The organism is Coriobacteriia bacterium, from assembly GCA_034370385.1.
GTDB lineage: Bacteria > Actinomycetota > Coriobacteriia > Anaerosomatales > PHET01 > JAXMKZ01.
In genome coordinates, this window is the sequence record JAXMKZ010000014.1 from 1 (window position 1) to 6,488 (window position 6,488).

10 protein-coding genes are annotated in these 6,488 nt (G+C 62.1%); 8 read left to right on the forward strand and 2 right to left on the reverse strand.

What is annotated here, in order from left to right:
• Positions 1-384: 384 nt before the first annotated feature.
• From U1E26_04035 to U1E26_04065, 7 genes are all read left to right on the forward strand, one after another.
• Entirely contained in the window at positions 385-798 is a 414-nt protein-coding gene (locus U1E26_04035; protein MDZ4168811.1) for a DUF3465 domain-containing protein, read from the forward strand.
• 127 nt (positions 799-925) lie between these two features.
• Entirely contained in the window at positions 926-1,279 is a 354-nt protein-coding gene (locus U1E26_04040) for a hypothetical protein (protein MDZ4168812.1), read from the forward strand.
• Between the two features lie 137 nt (positions 1,280-1,416).
• Entirely contained in the window at positions 1,417-1,956 is a 540-nt protein-coding gene (locus U1E26_04045; protein MDZ4168813.1) for a hypothetical protein, read from the forward strand.
• 122 nt (positions 1,957-2,078) lie between these two features.
• Positions 2,079-2,594: a hypothetical protein gene (locus U1E26_04050; protein MDZ4168814.1), complete on the forward strand. Its 516-nt coding sequence runs from the start codon at positions 2,079-2,081 to the stop codon at positions 2,592-2,594.
• Positions 2,595-2,764: 170 nt separating this feature from the next.
• Entirely contained in the window at positions 2,765-3,028 is a 264-nt protein-coding gene (locus U1E26_04055) for a hypothetical protein (GenBank protein MDZ4168815.1), read from the forward strand.
• A 112-nt stretch (positions 3,029-3,140) separates the two neighbouring features.
• Positions 3,141-3,650: a hypothetical protein gene (locus U1E26_04060; GenBank protein ID MDZ4168816.1), complete on the forward strand. Its 510-nt coding sequence runs from the start codon at positions 3,141-3,143 to the stop codon at positions 3,648-3,650.
• Between the two features lie 172 nt (positions 3,651-3,822).
• The gene (locus tag U1E26_04065; protein MDZ4168817.1) at positions 3,823-4,092 is read left to right on the forward strand and encodes a hypothetical protein; all 270 of its coding nucleotides are present in this window, start codon (positions 3,823-3,825) and stop codon (positions 4,090-4,092) included.
• Positions 4,093-4,234: 142 nt separating this feature from the next.
• Here U1E26_04065 and U1E26_04070 read toward each other — a convergent pair whose 3' ends face one another.
• Both U1E26_04070 and U1E26_04075 read right to left on the reverse strand, forming a co-directional pair.
• Positions 4,235-4,906, reverse strand: coding sequence for a permease prefix domain 1-containing protein (locus tag U1E26_04070; GenBank protein MDZ4168818.1), 672 nt, complete (start codon positions 4,904-4,906; stop codon positions 4,235-4,237).
• 2 nt (positions 4,907-4,908) lie between these two features.
• Positions 4,909-5,259, reverse strand: coding sequence for a PadR family transcriptional regulator (locus tag U1E26_04075; protein ID MDZ4168819.1), 351 nt, complete (start codon positions 5,257-5,259; stop codon positions 4,909-4,911).
• A 201-nt stretch (positions 5,260-5,460) separates the two neighbouring features.
• Between U1E26_04075 and U1E26_04080 the strand changes: the two genes are divergently transcribed.
• Entirely contained in the window at positions 5,461-6,348 is an 888-nt protein-coding gene (locus U1E26_04080) for a DUF5677 domain-containing protein (protein ID MDZ4168820.1), read from the forward strand.
• Positions 6,349-6,488 lie beyond the last annotated feature (140 nt).

The following is a 6,488-nucleotide window of genomic DNA, read 5'->3' on the forward strand; positions in this document are numbered from 1 at the left end:
CGACCGGCGCGCCACATCCATCCGCTCGTGCGCGCGATGCGACTCCTCGCACCGCATCCGCTCGGCCGCGACGCTGCTTTGACCTGGGTTGCGACCGTCCGCCGGCTCCGCCGCGACTGACTTGTCATTCCTCGCAACGAAATCCGTCGTGCACGCCTGGAGTCCTTCGGGGGTGTGCACTCGGATGCATCGTCGGGTGAGGTCTCGGTGCGCGTCTTTCGCGATCAGCGACCGCACGGATGACCTGCGGGCGCCACGCTAACAAGCGCTTCCAGCCGACTTCGCCAGTCCTCGGCTACCATGTCAGTCAGCGGGCGCGGCTGAAGCGCCCGACGTTAGGCGTTCATTAGGACCTGTGCCGGACTGTTCTCGGGTGGAGGACGCGTGTTCAGACGACTTGTTCCGCTGCTGCTCGCTGTCGCGCTTCTGCCCGGTTGCGTGGCCGGGCGCACCGCTGAGTCTTCGAGTGACAGCGTCTTCTCGGTGGCGTTTCGTGATGGGCAAAGCGGTATCCAGGTCACCGGGACCGGTGCGGTCATCCGCACTCTGCCAGACGACAACACCGGCGGCCGCCACCAGCGCTTCATCGTTGAGCTTGCTTCGGGTCAGACGCTGCTCATCGCGCACAACATCGACATCGCGCCTCGAATCGACACGCTCGCCGTCGGCGACGGCGTCAAGTTCCATGGCCAGTACGAGTGGAATGGGGAGGGCGGGGTGGTCCACTGGACCCACCACGACCCAGACGGCACCCATGAGCCCGGCTGGATTGACCACAACGGTCTTCGATACCAGTAAGCGCTGGATGACGCGTAACAAGCGCTTCAACCCGACTCGCAGGAGCGTCACGGCGCTTCGCGCGGTAAGCTGTTGGCTCGCGGGTTAAGCGCAACAACGTTAGCCACACGAGAAGGGGGCCCTACTCTTGGAGATTGTGTTGCTGGCTGGCGCGGCCATGTGTGCAGCGACGTTCCTGCCGGCACTTGGGGCTCGGACCCCTGCGGCTCGTCGCTGGCTTCTACGTGCTGGCACGGCCGTCTCCTCCGTCATCGGCGGCCTGGCGCTTGCGGCCTGGGCTACGAGCGAGGGATTCTGGCCGTCTGAGGTCGCCTGGGCGTTCCTTGCGATCGCCCCACCCCTGGCGGCAGCAATGGCTGCAACCGGAGTCGTTCTCCTGCTGACCCGCCCCACTGAGTTGTCGGGCAGAGTGCGCACTGTGCTTGGGTGTGCTGCGTTCCTGTCGGTCCCCACCTACATTCTGTTGTTGTGGTACCAGTGAGGCGGCCTCGTCGATTCGGTGGCTAACAAGCGCATCGACACCGACAAACCGTCGCGTCAGGTAAGCTCGGGTGGCGATTGCGCAGGGCCGGTTTGCGGGTCATGCGCAACAACGTTAGGCCGAGTGAGGGGCGATCCGTGTCTCCGTGGATTCCCATCAGATACTGGCGCCTGGCTGCAGGACTGTCGCTGGGCCTACTTGCTGCGTTTGGCATTCTTGTTTCGGGCTGCAGTCAGCAGCCAATGGAGCAGACGACTCCCGCCAGGGCCGTGTTGCCAGGTGGAGCCAGCGACCGGTTGACGGCCGAGCTCAACTCGGAGGAGCTGAGTGAGGCCACACGGGTTGTAGGGCGTCATCTTGAGGCCTTGGGTTCATCTGACTTCGAGACACTCGACGACACCGTGACCGAGAGTAGACGCCGCGTCTACTCACAGAACCGTGAACAGCTCAGGCGCTGGAAGGGCTTCGAGGTCGAGTCGATCGCGGAAGGAGGTCGGTGGATCCGCACAGAGGAGCTCATCTCCCAGTACGACGGCGAGGGTTTCACGCGGATCGCCGTCTTAACTGTCACCGGCCGGCTTCCTGAGCCGCGCGACGAAGTGCTGTCAGATGAGTTCGATGTGATAGTGGTCAGGGACCCCTCAGGGAGATGGTTGGTCAACGACCAAGGTCACTAGGCGAACCGGCCTAACAGGCGCATCGACGCAGACAAACCGGCGCGTGAGGTATGCTCGGCCCGGGAGGTGCGCGGGACCGGTCTGCTGGTCATGCGCAACACGTTAGGCGGAGAGGGGCTTAGATGAGGTGGTCGAAACGACTGACGACCACGCTGAGCGCGTTGGCCCTGGTTGGTTTCTCGACGCTTGGTTGTTCCGGCGCAGATCCGGCCACAACCACCTCACTCACTGACAGCTCCACGCCAGAGATCATCACGCCATCGCCCGGGAATCCTTCAGGTCAGGAGGGGCGGCAGCTGGCCTACGTCGCCGGCGTCGATCGTGACGGAGCTGAGCTCCGGCTCACCGTCGACTTCGTCGTCTGGATCACCGGGGACGAGGCTGAGGCGCTCGAAGGGGCCGAACCCCCCAACGGCTTCTACATCCTGAACCAGAACAAGCGAAGGTGGGTTTTCCCCGTCGGCCCCGACGCCCGAGTCGTTGTCCTGGAGGCGGCGAAGCCGCTTCCAGCGATTACTCCTGACGAGTTCGCGGTGATTCTGGAGGGCGAACGAGCCGGCTGGTCGGACACGCAGCCATACTGGATCACCGTCCGTGATGACACCATCGTCGCCATCGAGGAACAGTACGTCCCGTAGGGCTCCCGCCTAACAAGCGCTTCAACTTGACGGCCAAGAGCTACACTGCGGAAGTGCGGCGAGTAGGCCGCAAGTTAAGCGCAACAGTGTTCGACAGAAGCGAGACTCGGCACCTTGGGGGAGTGGTGGATAGGTTTCGTCGGCTAAGTGCTACTTGCGCGGTCCTTGGCTTGACGGCCGCCGTCCTCATGGCCTGGATCGTCTGGGTGTCGGACACCTTAGCGGCGGCGGCTTGGCTCATCCTTCCCGTGCTCGCCTTGGGTGCGTTCCTAGCGGGTGGCGCCGCCATTGAAGCGCGGGCGGCCGCGCGTGCTTCTGAACCTGTATGGCGTGACGTTTGGATGCTGCCCATTGCCGCTGGTTGGCTTTCGGCGCTGTGGGTCGTTGGGACCATAGGGTTCTATGTTGTCGGCATGCTCATCGCCCATTCCTGACATGCAGTTGCTCTGTCGAACAAGCGCATCGAGCGGACAGCGCGAGCTACACTGACCTGAAGGCGCTGGGCTGCCGCTCATGCGCAACTACGTTCGACAGAACGGGGGGATCATGCGACTACGATTGGTCTTGTGTCTAGTCGCGCTGCTGCTTGTCGGCTGTTCTCCGGGCGGATCCGACCCCACGCCGACACCAGACGCAGCATCGCCACCGGCCCAGAGCACGGAATCCTCCAGTGGAGCGGAGCTACCGCCACACGACCCGTCATTGGCGCTGACCGACGACGCGGGTCGTTCGCCTGACGAGGCCGTCCTTGCTCTGATCGACGCTGGCAATCAAGGGGACTGGGAGCGGATGTACTCGCTGTATGCCACACCGTCAGTGGACTTCGAGACCGCCGAACGTGAATCGATCGAGGCCAACGAGTCCTATGAGGACTTCCGGGTGCTCGAGGTCAGGGTGAACGCTGAAGATCTTGCGCGGGTCCGCGTGGCCTATAGGGCAACTACGACCCCACCCGGAGGCGAGCCGTACGCGGTGAGCGTCGATGAGCCCGGCGAGTGGTGGGCCGTCTTCAAAGTCGATGGACTCTGGAAGACGCGGTGGATGCCCAGGCAGTGATGTCGGTCGAACAAAGGCATCGAGCAGACGGCGCAAGCTAGAATGCGGAAGTGAAGGTATGGGCCGCTGCTCATGCCTAACGCGTTCGACAGAGCATGCAGCGAATAGTGTCAGTGCTGGATGATAGCCTGAACAGAATGCTGATGTCCGTGTTGTCGAAACGGGGGTAACCATGGATCAGTACGCTCCGCCCACCGCTCCGCTGCCGCCGCAGGGCTACCGGAATGACCCGGAATACGTCGCGTACCTTGAGCAGCGGATCGCCGCGCTTGAATCGCGCATACCGAAGTCAAACTTGATCAGCCCGAAGTTCTGGACCCGCGCGTGGGCGGTCTACGGCCACATGCTTTCAGTGGGCCTGCTGCTCTATGCAGTGATGTTCGGCGTGTACTTGATCGCGGCGTTGCTCATCGGCGGCACTGCGCTCTTGAGCAACTGGTAGGCCTCGTGCCCGGCCTGTCGAACAATGGCTTCAACCTGACGGCCAGAAGGTAGACTGACCAGAGGGCGCCTGCGCCGCAGGTTAAGCCAAACACGTTAGACCTACACAGACACCCCGCCACCGCTCGGAGTCCCGGAACTCGTCACCGCGCTTCGGAGAGCTCCGTAGGTGTGAGGAACTCCGGACGGCGTGACAGACGTTCCTCGATCTTGACCGTGAGCGCCCAGGTGCCACCCGCGACCCATATCGGCCAGCACCAGAAGTCGGTCCCGGTGAGGCCGTTGAGTAGGGTTGCCCCGAAAACGATACCCGCCCACACCAGTAGCGCCTTGCGGAACCGCGCCTTGTACACGAGGTCACGATTCTCGACGGCCTCCGGGGATTCCGCGTAGCGCGTATACGCATCCCGAACCCACCAGATTCCGAGTCCGAGCATCGCCAACAACGAGAAGCCCGCACCAGGGTGGACCAGCTCCGTCCAGGCCCCGAGCGCAGTGCTGCCGATCATCACCGCAGCGCCGATGCTAACGCTGATGGCGATCACATGTAGGTCCAAGCGGGTTGCCAAGACCGTTGCCGTGGGCACAAGGTCGGCTGACTCGCCCTCGGGTTCAAACTCCGCGACGAGTGCTGAAAGGTCGCCCACGGATGCGATCGCCACTCCGAGCGCCTCCTGCTCGGACTTGCCTTCGGCGACGAGGTCCGCGACCTTCGCCGTAAGGTCGGCGATGAGCTCCTCCTGCTGCTCGAGCACCTCGGGCGTGACCTTCACACCTTGGAATGCGCCCATCACGTAGTACCTGATTGCTTCCATGATTACTCCTTCTCGGCTTCGCCAGAGACGAGGCGGTCGATGAGCGTGCGTGCGCGCTTCCAGTCGGCCAGATTCTGCTTGTAGGCCTGTCTGCCATCGGGCGTGACCGCGTAGTATTTGCGGCGGCCCCCCTGAGATTCCTCGCCCCAGTAGGAGCGGATGAGTCCTTGCCCCTCCAGGCGTCGTGCGGCTGAGTACAAAGTCGGTTCCTTGAGCTCGTACTCGCCGTCCGACAGAAGCGATACCTGCTTGCAGATGTCGTAACCGTACCGGTCGCTGGTGCTCAAGAGGCCAAGCACTATGGTGTCGATGTGACCTCTGATGAGATCGCTGCTGATTGGTGTCTCGCCCATGCCCCGCACCTCCTTCTGAAAGCAACATGACGCATAGTAGTATGTCTGTCAAGGTAATATGTATGGCAGGAATCCTCTGCGAGAGGTCTGGCGAGTGAGGTCTAACAAGCGCTTCCAGCAGAAAGCGCCGCCTCATGTGCGGTATTCTCGGGCTGGAACTGAATTGGAGGCGGCGCTTCAGCTGAAGCGCCGAGACGTTAGATGCAGCACGAGGAGTCAGTTGTGGGCAACCTCTCGGAACGTCTTCTGGTTGAACTGGGGTGCTCACTCGACCGGCTGGAGCAGTGGCTGACGGTCGCGAAGTTCGGCCATCCACTAGTCGCCGTAGTGCCAGATCCCACTTTCGATAACTGGGACCCCGCATTCGTGCCATTGATCACGAGGCACTTCGTAAACAGATCTTGTCGGCTCGGCCGTTGCATCCAGTTGCTCACTGAGCAGAACTTGAGCATCGAGGCACAGCCTGTCCTCAGGACCGCCGTGGAGGCGGCCATCGACCTTCGTTACATCTCGACGAACCCAGTGACGCTCGTCACCAAGTGGATGTTGTTCGAAGATGTTGTGCGGCTGAAGGGGCTACGGGACGATCTGCCCAGTGACCGACCCCGCGACTTCAAGCAAGTGGAAGCAGAGGTGACCGATCGACTTTCACGGCTCGACGCCACCGCACCGCATAGGAATGGCAAGCCATGGAAGGTCACCGAGATAGCACGCGATTGGGATCAGTCGAGCGTAGAGCGGCGGTATCACCTTGCTGAGTCGCGGCTCGGTGAGTCGGGACAGGCATGGTACGACCTGTACCGACTGCTCTGTGCTCATGTTCACGGCGGCACAGAGACCTTCAGGGAATTCGTCAGGCCCAATCAGGATGGCAAGTACGTGTATTCAAACGTCCCTCCTAGAACTAAGTCCGTCTTCGTCCTTTCTCTCGCACTTCTCGTCCTGATGGAGCAGGTGATCTCAGCGCACCGATGCGGCGCCCATGTTGATCCGGTGGTCATTGGGCCGCGTTTTCACGAGCTTGGGGCTACCCGGGATGACATTGTTGAGGCAGCCTCACGCGACTTCGATGTAAATCTGCACGGGTAGCGCACCTGACTTCAAGTTTGAATCGCAACACTGAGCCTTTCTGAGGGCCTTCCTACGATTGTGCATAGCATTCCTCCGGGGTCCGGTATCCGAGCCGCTTCCGCGGCCGTGAGTTGAGCTTGGCGGCGATGGCATCGCAG

Coding starts and splice junctions, on each gene's coding strand:
- U1E26_04065 (MDZ4168817.1), top strand. CDS start 3,823: ATGGATCAGTACGCTCCGCCCACCGCTCCGCTGCCGCCGCAGGGCTAC.
- U1E26_04070 (MDZ4168818.1), bottom strand. CDS start 4,906: ATGGAAGCAATCAGGTACTACGTGATGGGCGCATTCCAAGGTGTGAAG.
- U1E26_04075 (MDZ4168819.1), bottom strand. CDS start 5,259: ATGGGCGAGACACCAATCAGCAGCGATCTCATCAGAGGTCACATCGAC.
- U1E26_04060 (MDZ4168816.1), top strand. CDS start 3,141: ATGCGACTACGATTGGTCTTGTGTCTAGTCGCGCTGCTGCTTGTCGGC.
- U1E26_04080 (MDZ4168820.1), top strand. CDS start 5,461: ATGCAGCACGAGGAGTCAGTTGTGGGCAACCTCTCGGAACGTCTTCTG.
- U1E26_04050 (MDZ4168814.1), top strand. CDS start 2,079: ATGAGGTGGTCGAAACGACTGACGACCACGCTGAGCGCGTTGGCCCTG.